Annotated in this window: 14 protein-coding genes; 8 read left to right on the top strand and 6 right to left on the bottom strand. The window is 68.3% G+C overall.

The window, feature by feature from the left end; genetic code table 11:
- Positions 1–21: 21 nt before the first annotated feature.
- Positions 22–780: a hypothetical protein gene (locus tag DFO47_RS18835; protein WP_133832610.1), complete on the top strand. Its 759-nt coding sequence runs from the start codon at positions 22–24 to the stop codon at positions 778–780.
- Here DFO47_RS18835 and DFO47_RS18830 read toward each other — a convergent pair.
- The 3 genes from DFO47_RS18830 to DFO47_RS18820 form a co-directional block, all read right to left on the bottom strand.
- Positions 773–1,339: a TetR family transcriptional regulator gene (locus DFO47_RS18830; RefSeq protein WP_133832609.1), complete on the bottom strand. Its 567-nt coding sequence runs from the start codon at positions 1,337–1,339 to the stop codon at positions 773–775. The genes DFO47_RS18835 and DFO47_RS18830 overlap by 8 nt on opposite strands.
- A gap of 101 nt (positions 1,340–1,440) precedes the next feature.
- Positions 1,441–2,196 carry an ABC transporter permease gene (locus DFO47_RS18825; RefSeq protein WP_166651756.1) on the bottom strand — a complete coding sequence of 252 codons (756 nt, stop codon included), beginning with the start codon at positions 2,194–2,196 and terminating at the stop codon, positions 1,441–1,443.
- Positions 2,196–3,011, bottom strand: a complete 816-nt coding sequence (locus DFO47_RS18820) for an ABC transporter ATP-binding protein (protein WP_133832608.1) — start codon at positions 3,009–3,011, stop codon at positions 2,196–2,198. The genes DFO47_RS18825 and DFO47_RS18820 overlap by 1 nt, the downstream gene beginning before the upstream one ends.
- A gap of 437 nt (positions 3,012–3,448) precedes the next feature.
- Between DFO47_RS18820 and DFO47_RS18815 the strand changes: the two genes are divergently transcribed.
- From DFO47_RS18815 to DFO47_RS18805, 3 genes are read left to right on the top strand one after another with little or no spacing between them, the layout of a single operon-like run.
- A complete protein-coding gene (locus DFO47_RS18815; protein WP_133832607.1) occupies positions 3,449–5,260 on the top strand; it encodes a proline--tRNA ligase in 1,812 nt (603 codons plus the stop codon).
- The gene (locus tag DFO47_RS18810; protein ID WP_133832606.1) at positions 5,257–6,051 is read left to right on the top strand and encodes a TSUP family transporter; all 795 of its coding nucleotides are present in this window, start codon (positions 5,257–5,259) and stop codon (positions 6,049–6,051) included. The genes DFO47_RS18815 and DFO47_RS18810 overlap by 4 nt, the downstream gene beginning before the upstream one ends.
- Positions 6,052–6,106: 55 nt before the next feature.
- A complete protein-coding gene (locus tag DFO47_RS18805; protein ID WP_133832605.1) occupies positions 6,107–7,498 on the top strand; it encodes a pyridoxal-dependent decarboxylase in 1,392 nt (463 codons plus the stop codon).
- A 39-nt stretch (positions 7,499–7,537) separates the two neighbouring features.
- On the opposite strand, the gene DFO47_RS18800 is transcribed toward DFO47_RS18805, so the two are convergent.
- The 3 genes from DFO47_RS18800 to DFO47_RS18790 all read right to left on the bottom strand — a co-directional run bounded on the left by DFO47_RS18800 (position 7,538) and on the right by DFO47_RS18790 (position 10,539).
- Positions 7,538–8,569, bottom strand: coding sequence for an aminoglycoside phosphotransferase family protein (locus tag DFO47_RS18800; RefSeq protein ID WP_133832604.1), 1,032 nt, complete (start codon positions 8,567–8,569; stop codon positions 7,538–7,540).
- A 4-nt stretch (positions 8,570–8,573) separates the two neighbouring features.
- Complete coding sequence (locus DFO47_RS18795) at positions 8,574–9,341, bottom strand: VIT family protein (protein ID WP_018763472.1); 768 nt, start codon at positions 9,339–9,341, stop codon at positions 8,574–8,576.
- A gap of 97 nt (positions 9,342–9,438) precedes the next feature.
- Positions 9,439–10,539 (bottom strand): DUF4439 domain-containing protein, encoded by a 1,101-nt coding sequence (locus DFO47_RS18790; RefSeq protein WP_133832603.1) that lies wholly within the window; start codon positions 10,537–10,539, stop codon positions 9,439–9,441.
- 106 nt (positions 10,540–10,645) lie between these two features.
- On the opposite strand from DFO47_RS18790, the gene rimP reads away from it, so the two are divergent.
- The 4 genes from rimP to infB all read left to right on the top strand — a co-directional run bounded on the left by rimP (position 10,646) and on the right by infB (position 15,806).
- A complete protein-coding gene (gene rimP / locus DFO47_RS18785) occupies positions 10,646–11,260 on the top strand; it encodes a ribosome maturation factor RimP (RefSeq protein WP_109044919.1) in 615 nt (204 codons plus the stop codon).
- Positions 11,260–12,240: a transcription termination factor NusA gene (gene nusA, locus DFO47_RS18780; RefSeq protein ID WP_018763475.1), complete on the top strand. Its 981-nt coding sequence runs from the start codon at positions 11,260–11,262 to the stop codon at positions 12,238–12,240. The genes rimP and nusA overlap by 1 nt, the downstream gene beginning before the upstream one ends.
- A 117-nt stretch (positions 12,241–12,357) precedes the next feature.
- A complete protein-coding gene (locus DFO47_RS18775) occupies positions 12,358–12,768 on the top strand; it encodes a YlxR family protein (protein WP_347876409.1) in 411 nt (136 codons plus the stop codon).
- 152 nt (positions 12,769–12,920) lie between these two features.
- Complete coding sequence (infB, locus tag DFO47_RS18770; RefSeq protein WP_018763477.1) at positions 12,921–15,806, top strand: translation initiation factor IF-2; 2,886 nt, start codon at positions 12,921–12,923, stop codon at positions 15,804–15,806.
- Positions 15,807–15,855 lie beyond the last annotated feature (49 nt).

Here is a 15,855-nt window from a genome sequence, read left to right as displayed (position 1 = left end):
GAACTGAAAATTGGGGGAAAAATGAAGAAGACCGTGCTGGGAACATTCGGGGCTTCTGCCCTCCTGGCCATGGCGGTATCCGGGTGCGGGGGACCGGCCGCCCCGCAGGCCGCGGATTCCCCGACCGCAGCGCCCGCGGCGTCACAGACCACAGCCGCCCCAACTCCCGCGGCAACGCCCACGCCTACCGCCAAGGCCTATACGTCCGAACAGCTTGCTGCCATCGTGGGGCAGGTCAGGGACTCGGCGGACCGCAGGCTGACAGTCCTGCCCGCCGTTGATATCACCAAGACGCTGGACCAGACCAAGACTATGCTCGCGTCGATCGACGTCAAGCCCGCGGAGTGCAAGGAACTCGCAGCTGCCAGCGCCGTGCCGAACGTCGATGGCGCCACCATGGCCATCGGCATGAGCACCGACGCCGGCACAGGTGCGGCGACCGCGCTATCGCTGATCGCCGGCCTGGACCAGAGCCTGCTGGGCAAGGTGGCCAGCTCCGCGGACCAGCTGGCCAAGTGCTCCTCCATGACCATGACGGCCTCGGGCATGGAGGTCTCGGTCACCGTGAAGGCCCTGCAGGGCGTGGGCTCTGTTCCCGGCGTCTTCGCATATCGTACGGACGCCACCTTGCCGGACGGCCGTACGCAGTCCACGGTCACGGCGCAGGCGGTGCAGCAGGGCGTGGTGCTCACTTCCGTCGCCTCCGGGGGCGCGAGCGAGGACGACGCCGTCCAACGGGCCGGTGCGCTCCTCGACTCGGCTGCTGCCCTGGTCAAATAGGGCCGGTGAGGTAGCGCTGCACCGTGGGTGCCACCAGCCGCACCACATCATCCGCGGGTGCTGACGCGAGCGGTTCCAGCCGCACCACGTAACGGACCATCATCAAACCCACGATCTGGCTTGCCACGAGGCTTCCGCGCAGCGCCACTTCCTGCGGCGGCCCGGGAACCGAAGCCGTGATCCTGGTGATCACCCGGCGTGCCACCGCCTCCCGAAGCTGCGACGTCCTGGCCGTGGACCCGATGGTTCCGCGCAGGAAGGCCAGGAGGCCGGCCTGGGCGGGGCTTTCCCAGAGCCGGAGGACCGTGCGGACCATCAACTCGGCCCGCTGGTCAGGGTCCGATTTCGCCATGCCCGCAAGGACCTGCTCCGGGTCGGCAGGCAGTTCCACGCTGAGGGCAAAGAGTTCGTCCTTGCCGTTGAAGAAATGGTGGATCATGGCCGGATCCACTCCCGCGGCGCGGGCCACCTGGCGCAGGCTGGTCCCGTCAAAGCCGTGTTCGGCGAAAAGCCTCCGGGCGGCGTCGAGGATGTGGTCGCGGGACGCGGTGGCGCCCACGCGGCGTCCGCGGCGCCCGAAGCCCGCCGGGCGCCCTGAAGCCTTCGAGCGGCCGGCGGAACCCGCCGGACTCCCTCCCGGATCCGCTGGCCCGGGAAAGGTCACGCTGTCCGCCGGCGGAGCGTCAACGCGGCAAGCACCAGCACGCCGAGTGAGATGCCGGCCATGGCCGCCGCGTCCTGCCACAACCGGCTGGTTGCCTCAGTATGGGCGGCGACCTCTTGGAGGGCGTCCACCGAGTACGTCAGGGGGAGCACGTTGGAGATGGCTTCCAGTACGTCATTCATCCGGTCCCGGGCAACGAACAGTCCACACAACAGGATCTGCGGCACCACCACTACCGGCATGAACTGGACGGCCTGGAATTCGGTCCTGGCAAAGGCCGAACAGAACAGGCCCAGCGCGACGCCCAGGACGGCGTTGATCACCGCGATCAGCACCACGTAGCCGGGGGCGCCGGCGATGTCCAGGCCAAAAATCCAGTAGGCCACCGCTGTAGCCACCAGTGACTGGAGTGCGGCCATCAGGGAGAAGGCCATGCCGTACCCGAACAACAGGTCCGCCTTGTGCACCGGCGTGGTGAGCAGCCGCTCCAAGGTCCCGGACATACGTTCCCTGAGCATGGTGATGGAGGTGACCAGGAACATCACCACGAACGGAAAGATCGCCAGCATCATCAGGCCAACCCGGTCGAACGTCCGGGGAACGCCCGGCGGCAGCACCTCATTCTCATAGAGGAAGTACACCGCCGTGAGCAGCAGCGCCGGGACCACCAGGATCAGGGCAATGCTGCGGTGGTCGTGGCGGAGCTGGCTGAGCACCCGGCGGGTGGTGGCGAGCATCATCAGGATATCCATCAGTGCACCGTCCCTTCCGGGCGGGACGATGCCACGGCTTCCGCTTCATCGGCTGTCCCGGCGTGGTCCGCGTTCCGGATAATGGCCAGGAAGGCCTGTTCCAGGTTGCTGCTGTGTCCGCGCCTGCTGAGCTCGTCCGGCGTGAGTTGGGCGAGGAGCCGGCCCTCCCGCAACAGCAGCAGCGTGTCGCAGCGGCTGGCCTCTTCCATGACGTGGCTGGAGACCAGGAGGGTTGTCCCGGCCCGTGCCATGGCCCGAAACCGTTCCCACAGGTCGGCCCGGAGGACAGGGTCCAGGCCGACGGTGGGCTCGTCCAGCACCAGCAGGCGGGGGTGGGCCACCAGTGCGCAGGCCAGGGAGACGCGGTTGACCTGGCCGCCGGAGAGGTCGGCGGCCTTGCGCCGTGCCAGTGCGTCGAGGCCGACGGCGGCAATCGCCTCGGCCACGTCGGCTTTCCCTTTCCGGTGCATGGCACCGAAATAGCGGACGTTCGCTTCGACGGTCAGGTCCGGATAGACACTGGGGGACTGGGTGACGTACCCAACCTGCCGCCGCAAGATGGCACTGCCCGCCGGCAGGCCCAGCACCTCGACGGTGCCGCCGGCTATGCGCTGCGCTCCCACGATGGTGCGCATGAGCGTGGTCTTGCCGCTTCCGGAGGGTCCCAGCAGACCGGTGATGCGTCCTGCGGGAATGCTGAAGTTCAGCCCGGCCAGCACGGTACGCCGTCCCAGTTTCACGGTCAGTGAGGACGCCGCGACGGCCGGGATGGCCTGCCGGCGGACCTCCGCCAGGGGTGCTTCCGGGTGGGCCATAACGCCTCCGTCACCGCGCAGGGCTTCCCCTGACGGATCCGCCGGGGAATTCATCACCTGGTGAATTAAATGTAGGCCGGGGTGGCCGAGGGGGCAAGGGAATCCTCCGGCGCCGAAACACTTGTCAAACGTGTTCACCATCACATAGGTTCAATCTAGCTGCGCTGGAAGTGGGGTGGGCGGTCTCACCAGTCCTCACCAGTACTTAGGCGATAACGGCGTTGGGCCACGCCCGGATGCGATGACCAGCCTCACTGGGGGGCCAGGGGCTTTGTATTTTCCGGGCGTGGCCCTACTGTTTCCCGGCGCAGCGGGCTTCCCGGCCCGGGCGGCCTGCCCCTCCAGTCAGTGCCGCAGGGTGTGTGCCGGTAGATTAGTACCCAGACGAATTGTCCGGCCCTGCTGACCCAGCACTTCCCCAGAAACGGATACCACCCGTGGTCCTACGACTGTCCCAGTTTTTCCTTCGCACGCTGCGCGAAGACCCCGTCGATGCCGAGGTTGCCAGCCACAAACTGTTGGTCCGCGCCGGCTACATCCGCCGCGCGGCTCCCGGAATCTACACGTGGCTTCCGCTGGGGCTGAGCGTCCTGCGCAAGGTCGAGGAGATCATCCGCCAGGAAATGGCCGCCATCGGCGCCCAGGAAGTGCACTTCCCGGCACTCCTCCCGCGCGAGCCGTATGAGGCCACCAACCGATGGACCGAGTACGGTGAGGGCCTGTTCCGGCTCCAGGACCGCAAAGGCGCCGACTACCTGCTGGCTCCCACGCACGAGGAAATGTTCACGCTCCTGGTCAAGGACCTGTATTCCTCCTACAAGGACCTCCCGCTGAGCCTGTACCAGATCCAGAACAAGTACCGCGATGAAGCACGCCCGCGTGCGGGCCTCCTGCGCGGCCGTGAGTTCATCATGAAGGACTCCTACTCCTTCGACGTCGACGACGCCGGCCTGGATGCCAGCTACGCAGCCCACCGGGGCGCCTACCTGAAGATCTTCGAACGCCTGGGCCTCGAGGTGGTTCCGGTGGCAGCCACCGCCGGTGCCATGGGCGGGTCCAAGAGCGAGGAATTCCTGTTCCCCACCGAAATCGGGGAGGACACTTTCGTCCGTTCCGCCGGCGGGTATGCAGCCAACGTTGAGGCCGTCACCACCGTGGTTCCCGACGAGATCGACTTCAGCAACGCCCCGGCCGCCGAAGTCCTGGACACCCCGGATACGCCCACCATCGAGACGCTGGTGGCGGCTTCGAACCAGATTGCCCCGCGGGCAGAGGCCGACGGCGGCGCCTGGAGCGCCTCTGACACGCTGAAGAATGTGGTCCTCGCCGTGACGCTGCCCACCGGCGAGCGGCAGCTGGTGGTCATCGGCGTTCCCGGTGACCGCGCCGTGGACCTCAAGCGCGTGGAAGCCAACATTGGTGCGTTCCTGCCGATCGCGGGCGAGATCGGCCTCGAGCAGGCCGGCGAGGAAGACCTCAAGAAGCAGCCCCTGATCGTCAAGGGCTACCTGGGCCCCGGCCTGTCGCTCGACCAGCCGCTCCTGGGTACCGAGAGTGCCACCAAGCTGCTGTACCTCGTGGACCCGCGCGTGGTCAGCGGAACAACGTGGATTACCGGCGCCAACCAGGCAGGCAAGCACGTCTTCGGCCTGGTGGCCGGACGCGACTTCACCTGGGACGGCGTCATCGAGTGCACCGAAGTCCGCGCAGGGGACCCCTCACCTGACGGTTCCGGCCCCCTGGAGACGGCCCGCGGCATCGAGATGGGCCACATCTTCCAGCTCGGCCGCAAGTATGCCGAAGCCCTTGACCTCAAGGTCCTGGACCAGAATGGCAAGCAGGTGGTGGTCACCATGGGCTCCTATGGCGTCGGCGTCACCCGTGCCGTTGCCGCGCTTGCCGAAGCCAACCATGACGAGCGCGGCCTGGTCTGGCCCCGCACGGTGGCTCCGGCCGACGTCCACGTCGTGGCCGTGGGCCGCGGGGACGAAATCTTCCAGGCAGCGGAAAAGTTGTCCGCAGAACTCGAAGAGGCCGGCCTCTCCGTGATCTACGACGACCGCCCCAAAGTCTCGCCCGGCGTGAAGTTTGGCGATGCCGAGCTTGTGGGCGTGCCCACCATCCTGGCCGTAGGCCGCGGACTGGTGGACGGCGTGGTGGAGATCAAGGACCGCCGCAGCGGCGAGGCCGAGAACGTTGCAGTGGACAAGGCCGTCGACTACGTGGTCAACGCCGTCCGCAACCGGTGATCTCCGGCTTCGAGTCGATCCAGCTCACCACCATCATCCTGATCGTGGTAGCTGGGTTCGCGGCCGGCTGGGTTGATGCGGTAGTGGGCGGGGGAGGCCTCATCCAGCTTCCGGCGCTGCTGCTGGTTCCCGGCATCGCGCCGGTGCAGGCATTGGCCACCAACAAGATGGGCTCCATCTTCGGAACCGCCACGAGTGCAGCGACGTACTACCGGCGGGTGGGACCAGACCTTCGGACCGCCGTTCCCATGGCAGCCATTGCCTTGGCAGGCAGTTTTGGCGGCGCCAGCCTGGCCGCTTCCCTGCCCGCCGGGGTGTTCAAGCCGATCATCGTGGTGGCGCTGGTCGCCGTCGCACTCTTCACCGCGCTGAAGCCCACTGTGGGCGAGCTGACGGCGCTGCGGCACGACGGCCACAAGCACTACGTCGTCGCCTGCCTCATCGGTGCCGTGATCGGCTTCTACGACGGACTCATCGGTCCCGGGACGGGGTCCTTCCTGGTCATCGCCCTGGTGTCCGCCATGGGCTACGCGTTCCTGGAGGCCAGCGCCAAAGCCAAGATCGTGAACATGGCCACCAACGCCGGTGCGCTGCTGTTCTTCCTGCCGCACGGGTCCATCCTGTGGGGCCTCGGCCTGCTGCTCGGGGCAGCCAACATGGCCGGCGGCTACCTTGGCGCCCGCACCGCTGTGAACCAGGGCAGCAAGTTTGTCCGGGTGGTCTTCCTGGTGGTTGTCGCCGCGCTGATCGTCAAGCTCGGCTACGACGTCTGGGAGGACAACTTCGCCTGACCGGTGCGCAAAACTGCTCCTCGTGGCGGAACCCGCCCGGGCGTAGCATGCAGGTATGGCACCCGGGGATGACGAGTACGCACCGGCACTCGCGGCCGCGGCTAGGCACACCCAAGCCTGGCTGGCCAGCCTTCCAATCCGGCCTGTGGGGCCCAGCCTGCACGCGTCCGAGCTTGCCGCAGCCTTTGGCGGGCCGCTCCCGGACGCCGGCATGCCGGCGGCAGAGGTCATCGACCTGCTTGCCGCCGCGGCCGAACCTGGACTCATGGCCATGCCCGCGGGCCGGTTTTTCGGCTGGGTGATCGGCGGCACCCTTCCCGCTGCCCTTGCCTCGGACTGGCTGGTCAGCGCCTGGGACCAGAATGCCGGCCTGCGCTATGCCACTCCGGCCACGGCTGCCATAGAGGAAGCCGCCGGCACCTGGCTGCTGGACTTGTTGGGGTTGCCCGGCGCCGCGGACGTCGGGTTCGTCACCGGCGCCACCATGGCGAATTTCACTGGCATGGCTGCCGCCCGGTGGCGGCTGCTGACCGGCGCAGGCTGGGACCTGGACCGCGACGGGCTGTCCGGCGCACCCCGGATCCGCTGCTTCGTGGGCAAGGAGCGCCACGACACCGTGGACCTCGGCCTGCGGTACCTTGGGCTGGGACAGCCGACGGCGGTGGACGCCGACGGTCAAGGGCGCCTGGTCCCTGCCGCGCTGGATGCCGCACTCGCGTCCGGCACGGGACCCGCCCTGGTGTGCCTCCAGGCCGGGAACCTGCACTCCGGCGCCTTCGACCCGTTTGCGGACGCCATCGCCGTCGCGCGCAAGCACGGGGCGTGGGTGCACATCGATGGTGCGTTCGGATTGTGGGCGGCTGCCGCGCCGGAACTGCGGCACCTCACCGCAGGCTTCGAGGAAGCAGACTCGTGGGGCACCGATGCCCACAAGACCCTGAACGTGCCCTATGACTGCGGCATTGCGATTGTCCGGGACGCCGCGGCGCTCCGGGCCGCCATGGGCCTGCACGCCAGTTACCTCGTGCACGACGCCGAAGGCCCGGGGGACCCGTTCGAGAAGGTCCCGGAGTTGTCGCGGCGCGCCCGCGGAGTGCCGGTCTGGGCAGCCCTGAAAAGCCTGGGCCGCGATGGGGTCGCAGCCCAGGTGGCCGGGCTGGCGGCTGCTGCCGCCGCGATCGCCGACGGCCTGGCAGCGCTGGACGGCGTGGAGGTCCTCAATGACGTCGGCTACACCCAGGTGTGCATCGCGTTCGGAGACGACGAGACCACCCGTGCGGTGACGGCCCGCATCATCGAGGACGGGAAAGTATGGATGTCCGGTTCGCGTTGGCAGGACCGCGACATCCTCCGCGTCTCCGTGAGCAACTGGCATACCGGCGGTGGGGACGTCGCCACCGCCGTGGAAGCTGTCCGCTCAGCCCTGGCCGCCGTGCGGAATTCGTGACCATTTCCGGGGCGGGACGTTCCGGCCGGCTGCCGGCTCCTATCCGCCCTGGCCCGGCTCCGGCAGGGCATGGGGGTGCGGCAAGCTCTCCAGGGTGCCCCCGGCCAGCGTGCTGGCAACCCAGAGCGACCGGGCCAGGTCGCCGTCGTGCCCGTGCGCGGCGTACCACAGCGCGTTGTCCACCTCCCTGGCGATGCCCCATTGCCGGGCCGCGTCCGGGTCGAGGCCGGCGGCCGTGCTGAAGTCGTGGCACCGCCGGAGCAGGGCGCGGCCGGCATCTTTTGCCGGCAGATCCGCCAGGCGGTTCCACAGCAGGGGCGCGACGGCGAATTCCGGCTCGCCGATCATTGGCTGCGGGTCGATGGCCGCGTAACCGTCCCGCCCGTGTGGCCCATCCGGTGCCGCAGTCCCGGGACGGGCCAGGACATTCAGGAAATGCAGGTCTGTGTGGACCAGCAGGTCCCGGGCAGACCTCCGCCCGACCACGCCGCGGGTCTGGCACACTTCCAGGGCGGCTTCCAGCAGCCAGCGGGGAAAAGGCCGTCCAAGCTGCTCCCAATCCGCGGGAAAGTCGTCGCTCCACTGCTCCGCCCGCGCTGCAATGTGGCCGAACTCCAGCCACTGCGGGCGCTTATCCGGGACCAGCCCCAACTGCCGGACCAAGGCACCCCACACCGGGACGGCGTCGTCCACCGGCAGGGCAGCCAGCGACCGCCCGGCGTCAAGGCGTTCCAGGAGCATGGCGCATGACCCGGTGTCCGAGGCCAGCAGGGTCACGGCGCCCAGCCCGTTCCAAAGCGCCAGCGCATGGCGCTCCACCATGGCCTCGTCGTGGGGAAAAGCGATCTTGAGCGCCGCAGGGCAGCCGTCCTCCTGCCGGACCGGGACCACCATGCCGCCGTGCCCGCTCCAGGGGAGGCTGGCGGGGGCCAGGTCGACCTCAAGGTGCCACTGCGCCAAGCGGTCCTCCAGCAGCCCGGTCAAGGCGCCGATCCAGGCCCGGCCGGCGCTGGTGCGTGCGTACCGGGACTCGAGGTCCGGAGGGATGGAGACTGCCTGCGCCCTGGTCACCGGATCAGACAACGCCCGAGGCGCCGAGCAGGTTGCCGATGAGGAACGTCGCAGCCAGCGCCAGGGCCCCGCCCACCACCACCCGGACGGCCGCCTTGGTTCTTGACCCCCCGCCAATCCATGCCCCCAGGGCTCCCGTCAACGCCAGGGCCACCAAAACCGACACGAACGTCAACGGGATCCGGAGCTCCGGCGGCGGAAGGAGAATAGCCAGCATGGGCAGGATGGCGCCGATGGTAAAGGCGAGCGCCGAGGCGAACGCCGCGTGCCAGGGACTGACGATATCCGTTTCGTCAATGTTCAGTTCCGCGGACAAGTGTGCTGCCAGGACATCATGGGCCGTAAGTTCCCGGGCCACCTTGGCTGCAGTCTCGGGGGTCAACCCCTTGGCCTGGTAGATGGCGGTCAACTCGGCCAGTTCCGCGTCCGGTTCTTCCGCCAGTTCCCGGCGTTCCTTCTCGATGAGGGCCCGCTGGCTGTCACTTTGGCTGCTCACGGAAACGTACTCGCCCAACGCCATGGACACCGCACCGCCCACCACGCCGGCGACACCCGCTGTGAGGATGGGGCCGGACGCGGCGGTGGCACCTGCCACGCCCACCACGATCGCCGCCACGGAGACGATGCCGTCGTTGGCGCCCAGGACACCGGCACGCAGCCAGTTCAGCCGGTGGGCTGTATCGTCGCCGTGGGGTTCGGTCTCACGGTGGCGGTTCAGCTCCGGGGTTTCCGGGGTGGTGCCCCGGGCGTCGGCCGGTTCGTCCGCGTTCATGCCTTCAGCAAACCACCCCGGACGCTCCGGTGCCACCCCTCCGGCGTGGTCCCCTGCGAGCCGGCGCCTTCGGGAGTCAACGGTGCACAGTTTGCGGTCAGGATGGTGTGGGGGATGCCGTGGCGGATTCGCCGCCACGAAGCGCAGGCAGTTGCCCCACGTCCAGGATGAGGCCTGGAACCGGTCCCGGGTCTGCGCCCCACCGCGCGGCCCGGACCGCCGTGGACTCGAGCGCCCCCAGGGCCCAGGCCCGGTCCTGGCCCTGGGTCAGTGCCACGGCATCGCCGTAGGCCGCCAAGGTTGACGCTTCGATCCGGCCCAGCCCCGCCACAGGTGCGGCCAGGAAGCCGCCATCGAGGATATAGCCCGGCTGCTGCGGCACGGGTGCTCCGCAGGCACGCCGGAAGCGTGCTTCCGCGGCCGCGGCAAGGCGTTTGTGCTGGCCCAGGAATTCAGACGCAGGGCCCGCCTCCGCCGGTGCGAGGCGGGGGAGGGCCGCCTGGTAGGCATAGATGGCCTGCTGCTCGGCGACAGTTACGGCTGCCAAGGCCTGGCGCGCGCCGGCAGGAGCGCCGGACCCGATGGACTCCGGCGCGGCCGCAGTGGCAGGTGGCGCCACGCAGGGTGACGCGCCGGCGGCAGCCCCGGAAGCATCCGCGTCGGGTAATGGTGCCGTGCCCTGCGGCGCCGGCAGCCCGGCCGCCGCAGCGAGCCTCCCGGCCGCGAGCAGCTGGGCTGTGCCGGTCCCGGCCAGGAGGCGGGCCAAGCCGCCGTCGGCCTCGCCTGCGTCCCTGATGCGGACGCGGCCGCTCGCGGCGAGTGCCTGGACCACCTCTGCCGCCCCCTTGGCAGGGGTGGCAGAGGCTGGCGACGGGGACCCCGACCCCTGCGCGCCAGCTTCGGGGGAAGGGGACTGGAGGGCCCTGGCCTGGATGGTCAGCAACGTCACAACGGCGTCCACCGTGGTCGAATCCACGGCGCCGTCGGCCGTCAGGCCCTGTCCCGCAGCCCGCAGTTCCAGGGCGTCCGTGAGCGCCGCCGCCCGGGCCTGCTCCGAAAAGGAAAGAACCGCCGGCGCGGGCTTTTCCGCGGGAACCATGGCGAAACCGAGGCTCAGGACAACCAGCGCCGCCAAGGCGAGGGCGGCAACACGGAACGGACGCAGGCTCGGGTGGCTGTCATGGCGGCGGTCATTCACAACAGACCATGGTGTCACGCTGCGGGGGAACCCCGGTGCACCACTGGGCCGGTAAAATAGCTACGCTAGTAAACACACATCATCTATAGGGAGGGCGGCCGGCATCGTGAGCAATGCAGAAGCCACGGCTTCACCAGACCACACCGGTACGGGAAGCGGATCCGCACCGGCCCACAACCCGGAAGCCGCCCGGCTCCGGGCTCTTTTGGAGCCCGCCGTCCTGGCCAACCGGCTCTACCTTGAGGACGTGGCCATCAACATCGCCGGCTCGCACCGGGTGGTCAACGTCGTGGTGGACCTCCCGCAGGAGGAAACGGGCGGTGTCAGCCTGGACGTCATTGCCGACATCTCGAAGGTGCTCTCCGACGTCCTGGACAACGACCCCAGCGCCGACACGCGCCCGTACGACCTCGAGGTGTCCTCGCCCGGCGTCGGGCGTCCCCTGACCGAACCACGCCACTGGCACCGTGCCCGTGGCCGGATGGTCAAGGTCAACGTGGTCCAGGGTGAGAACGTCACCGGGCGCATCCAGTCGGTGGACGACGACGGCGTGACCCTGGTCCCCGAGGTCGCCGTCAAGAAGGGCATGAAGCCCCGGCAGGGCGAACCCGTAAAGCTTCCTTTCGACAGGATCCGCAACGGAAAAGTCGAGATCGAATTCAGCCACCTCTCCGGGGATGGTCTGGAACCTGAACACAATGGACCTTCCGAGGAGGCCTGATGGATATTGACATGAGCGCACTGAGGCTTTTGGAGCGTGAGCGTGAAATCCCGCTGGACCTCCTGATCCCCACCATCGAGCAGGCGCTCCTGGTGGCCTACCACAAGTCGCCCGGCGCCTTCGAAAAAGCGCGTGCCGAGCTGGACCGCAAGAGCGGCCACGTGACCATCTGGGCTGTCGAAATTGACGACGACGGCGCTCCGATCGGCGAATTCGAGCACACCCCCGAAGGGTTCGGCCGGATCGCTGCCAGCACTGCGCGCCAAATCATCCTGCAGCGGCTCCGCGACGTCGAGGATGACAACGTCCTGGGCGAGTTCAAGGGCCGCGAGGGCGAGCTGGTGTCCGGCACCATCCAGCAGGGCAACAACCCGCACATGATCCAGGTCAACCTCGGATCGCTGGAGGCGCTGCTGCCGCCCCCGGAGCAGGTCCCCGGGGAAAAGTACATCCACGGCAACCGCCTGCGCGCCCTGGTGATCGACGTCCACCGCGGCACCAAGGGTCCGTCAGTCACGCTGTCCCGCTCGCACCCGGGCCTGGTCCGGAAGCTTTTCGAACTCGAAGTGCCCGAGATTGCCGACCACTCGGTGGAAATCGTGGCACTGGCACGCGAGGCCGGACACCGGACCAAGATTGCCGTGAAGGCGAACACTCCCGGGATCAACGCCAAGGGCGCGTGCATCGGGGAAATGGGATCGCGGGTCCGGGCTGTCATGACCGAACTCAACGACGAAAAGATCGACATCGTCGATTTCAGCGAGAACCCGGCGACCTTCATCGCCAGCGCCCTCTCGCCGTCGCGCGTGAATTCCGTCACCATTACCGACGAAGCAACCCGGTCCGCCCGGGTGGTGGTCCCCGACTACCAGCTGTCCCTGGCCATCGGCAAGGAAGGCCAGAACGCCCGCCTGGCGGCAAAGCTGACGGGCTGGCGGATCGACATCGTCTCCGACGCCGCGGCCCCCCGCGACAAATAACGTTCAAGGCAGGGTGGCTGCCGGACTCCGGCAGCCACCCGGTTTCGGGCAGAAGGGCCCAAAGGGGCTAGAATAGATAAGACCGCGCCTAACGGCCGGCAGCCGTGTGCCCTGTGCATGCCAGTTTTCCGGGACTCCGGAGGCGGGTATTCGAGGGCCAGCAGAATGAACGTCAGGACGATGACCGTGGCAGAAGTGCTTTCCACCGGGAGTCAGCCCGAACGTACCTGCATCGGATGCCGGAAGAAAGGCCTGCGGTCGCAGTTGCTCCGGCTCGTCGCCGAAGGCAGCGGGTTAACCGCTGTCCTGGTGGATGAACGACGCCGGATGTCTGGCCGGGGTGCATGGCTGCACCCCAGCCAATCGTGCCTGGCTCTGGCGATCAAGCGGCGAGCATTCGGACGTGCCCTTCCGGGCGCGACCGGAACAGCCGCCGTCGAACACTGGATCATGTCAGGTCCGAACGTTGACGCCGCCCCGGTGGCTGCAACACCAACCGTCCAACCTGAAAGCGGGTCAGAAATCTGATGGAAACCCGATGAGTTCCCAGCGATGAGTGCGTAACGATGACAACTTTGTTGCGCTCTGCAATGGGCCCCTTCGCATCAACAGCGGCTGGGGTCCGCAGTAAGAAGTAGACGGTTCGTGCCTGGCTCGGTGCGGACCGAGACAGGAGAAATGTGGCCAAGGTCCGCGTACATGAGCTCGCCAAAGAGCTCGGTATAACTTCCAAAGATGCAGTGACAAAACTGCAGGAACTGGGCGAATTCGTTCGCTCCGCCTCATCCACCATTGAGGCCCCCGTTGTGCGGAAACTGCGCAACGCCTTCCCCGACGCCGCTGCCAAGTCGGCAGCCCCTGCCGCGACGCCCGCAGCCGCCCCCAAGGCGCCCGCACCCGCAGCAGGATCACGTCCTTCAGCACCCGCACCCGGCCCGGCCGCGCCCAAGGCTCCGGCCCCCGCGGCACAAGCACCGGCAACGCCTGCCCAGGCTGCCCCGGCAGCTCCCGCAGCTGAAACCCCCGCGCCGGCCGCCCCCGCGGCTCCGTCCACGGGAGCCAAGCCCGGCGCCCGCCCTGCCCCGAAGGCAGAGACCCCGGCTCCCTCCACCCGTCCGGGTGGTTCCACGCCGGGTGCCTCCAGCCCCCGGCCCGGCGGTCCCCGCCCGGGCAACAACCCCTTCGCCACCTCACAGGGCATGCCCCGTGGCCGCGGCGGAGACGGTGAACGCGCTCCGCGTCCGGGCAACAACCCGTTCGCCACCTCACAGGGCATGCCCCGACCGGGCGGCGGCCGCGACGGCGACCGTCCCGGCGGTCCCCGTCCCGCAGCCGGTGCCGGTGGACCCCGTCCCGGTGGTCCGCGCCCCGCAGCCGGTGCCGGTGGACCCCGTCCCGCGGCAGGTGCCGGTGGACCCCGTCCCGGCGCCCCGCGCCCCGGCGGTCCCCGTCCCACTCCCGGCATGATGCCTAACCGCACCGAGCGTCCCGCACCCGCAGGTGCCGGCCGTCCCGGCGGCGGCCGCGGGCCCGGACGCCCCGGCGGCGCTCCCGGTACCGGTGGCCCCGGTGGCGGCGGCGGTGCTCCCGCCGGTGGCGGGTTCGGCAAGGGCGGCCGCGGCCGCGGTGGCACCCAGGGTGCCTTCGGCAAGGGCGGCGCAGGCCGTGGCAAGCAGCGCAAGTCCAAGCGCGCCAAGCGCCAGGAACTTGAGCAGATGAGTGCCCCGTCGCTGGGTGGCGTGAGCGTACCCCGCGGCGACGGCAACACTGTGATCCGGCTCCGCCGCGGCTCGTCCATCACGGACTTCGCCGACAAGATCGAGGCGAACCCCGCTGCACTGGTGACCGTACTGTTCCACCTTGGTGAAATGGCTACCGCCACCCAGTCCCTGGACGAAGACACCTTCGCCCTCCTCGGCGAGGAACTGGGCTACAAGCTCCAGGTCGTCTCCCCGGAAGACGAAGAACGCGAGCTGCTCTCCAGCTTCGACATCGACTTTGACGCCGAACTCGAAGCCGAAGGCGACGAGGAACTTGAGGCACGTCCTCCGGTAGTCACCGTCATGGGTCACGTCGACCACGGTAAGACCCGACTGCTCGATGCCATCCGCAAGTCCGACGTCATGGCGGGCGAACACGGTGGCATCACCCAGCACATCGGTGCCTACCAGGTCACGCACAACCACGAAGGCGACGACCGGAAGATCACCTTCATCGATACCCCGGGCCACGAGGCGTTCACCGCCATGCGTGCCCGAGGTGCCAAGGTCACCGACATCGCCATCCTGGTGGTCGCAGCGGACGACGGCGTCATGCCCCAGACCGTTGAGGCGCTCAACCACGCCCAGGCGGCCAACGTACCGATCGTCGTGGCAGTGAACAAGATCGACAAGGAAGGCGCCAACCCGGAAAAGGTCCGCGGCCAGCTGACCGAGTACGGACTGGTTCCCGAGGAATACGGTGGCGACACCATGTTCGTGGAAGTTTCTGCCCGCCAGAACCTCCACATCGACGAGCTGCTCGAGGCCGTCCTGCTCACCGCGGACGCTGCCCTGGACATGCGCGCCAACCCGAACAAGGACGCCCGCGGTATCGCGATCGAAGCCAACCTGGACAAGGGCCGCGGTGCGGTTGCCACCGTCCTGGTGCAGTCCGGCACCCTGCGCGTCGGCGACACCATCGTGGCAGGCACGGCCCACGGCCGCGTCCGTGCGATGTTCGACGACGACGGCAGCGCCCTGACCGAGGCAGGCCCGTCCCGCCCCGTGCAGGTGCTGGGTCTGTCCAACGTCCCGCGCGCCGGTGACACCTTCTTCGTGACCGCTGACGAGCGCACCGCCCGCCAGATCGCCGAGAAGCGTGAAGCCGCCGACCGCAACGCCGCCCTGGCCAAGCGCCGCAAGCGGATCAGCCTGGAAGACTTCGACCAGGCCGTCGCCGAAGGCAAGATCGACACCCTTAACCTCATCCTCAAGGGTGACGTGTCCGGTGCCGTGGAAGCCCTCGAAGACGCGCTGCTCAAGATCGACGTCGGCGAAGGCGTGCAGCTGCGCGTCATCCACCGCGGTGTGGGTGCCATCACCCAGAACGACGTCAACCTGGCAACGGTCGACTCCGCCGTCATCATCGGCTTCAACGTCAAGCCCGCCGAGCGGGTTGCCGAACTGGCAGACCGCGAAGGCGTGGACATGCGCTTCTACTCCGTCATCTACGCAGCAATCGATGACATCGAAGCAGCCCTCAAGGGCATGCTCAAGCCGGAGTACGAAGAAGTCCAGCTTGGCACCGCCGAGGTCCGCGAAGTGTTCCGCTCCTCCAAGTTCGGAAACATCGCCGGCTCGATCGTCCGCTCGGGCATCATCCGCCGCAACGCCAAGGCACGCGTCACCCGCGACGGCAAGATCATTGGTGACAACCTCACGGTCGAGTCGCTCAAGCGGTTCAAGGACGACGCCACCGAGGTCCGCACGGACTTCGAATGTGGTATCGGTCTTGGCTCGTACAACGACATCACCGAAGGCGACATCATCGAGACCTTCGAAATGCGCGAGAAGCCGCGCGTCTAACTCTTGTTAGTCCGTGGCCGGGGCCGTTGGATTTTTCCGGCGGCCCCGC

The organism is Arthrobacter sp. AG258, assembly GCF_004364695.1.
Taxonomy (GTDB): domain Bacteria; phylum Actinomycetota; class Actinomycetes; order Actinomycetales; family Micrococcaceae; genus Arthrobacter.
Note: the sequence above shows the minus strand (reverse complement) of the source record. Positions and strands in the feature narration are given on the sequence as shown.

Excerpts from the sequence above, each read along its gene's own strand:
- DFO47_RS18835 (WP_133832610.1), top strand. The coding sequence starts at position 22 with ATGAAGAAGACCGTGCTGGGAACATTCGGGGCTTCTGCCCTCCTGGCC.
- DFO47_RS18825 (WP_166651756.1), bottom strand. The coding sequence starts at position 2,196 with ATGGATATCCTGATGATGCTCGCCACCACCCGCCGGGTGCTCAGCCAG.
- DFO47_RS18820 (WP_133832608.1), bottom strand. The coding sequence starts at position 3,011 with ATGGCCCACCCGGAAGCACCCCTGGCGGAGGTCCGCCGGCAGGCCATC.
- DFO47_RS18805 (WP_133832605.1), top strand. The coding sequence starts at position 6,107 with ATGGCACCCGGGGATGACGAGTACGCACCGGCACTCGCGGCCGCGGCT.
- DFO47_RS18795 (WP_018763472.1), bottom strand. The coding sequence starts at position 9,341 with ATGAACGCGGACGAACCGGCCGACGCCCGGGGCACCACCCCGGAAACC.
- nusA (WP_018763475.1), top strand. The coding sequence starts at position 11,260 with ATGGATATTGACATGAGCGCACTGAGGCTTTTGGAGCGTGAGCGTGAA.
- DFO47_RS18775 (WP_347876409.1), top strand. The coding sequence starts at position 12,358 with ATGCCAGTTTTCCGGGACTCCGGAGGCGGGTATTCGAGGGCCAGCAGA.